The organism is Streptomyces sp. P17, assembly GCF_032436805.1.
Taxonomy (GTDB): Bacteria; Actinomycetota; Actinomycetes; order Streptomycetales; family Streptomycetaceae; genus Streptomyces.
Genome location: NZ_JAVRBF010000491.1, coordinates 1 through 336, shown reverse-complemented (window position 1 = coordinate 336; position 336 = coordinate 1). Strand labels below are relative to the sequence as shown.

Below are 336 nucleotides of genomic sequence, written 5' to 3'. Positions count from 1 at the left end.
GTATCTGATCTGCTTTCCTCTTAGAGAGCTTACCAAACGATACTCATCGTTAAAAAACACTAAATTTGCCAAATAGCTTGATGTACAACCACCCTGTGGAAGCTTTCCTTGGTAGGTCGTTAATTTGGTTAGAATGTCTACAACGTCATCGCTAAACTTAAAGAAATACTTGAAAATACTCTTTACTTCGTCTGCCTTTATATTTGGGTAGAAATTTTTAACGTCAAGATTTATCAACGTTTGACTGCGCCCATGAATGGTAGCATTTTCAATATAATCACGTTTGTTATCTTGCGTCGCTTTAATCCCACCTTGAATGTAAGAAGGAAATTTAAC

Annotated in this window: 1 protein-coding gene; it reads right to left on the bottom strand. The window is 36.0% G+C overall.

All coding sequences use genetic code 11. The annotated features are described in order from the left end of the window. Positions 1–336, bottom strand: a 336-nt coding sequence (locus RMT89_RS41845; protein WP_315888995.1) for a hypothetical protein, incomplete at both ends; no start/stop codon positions are given.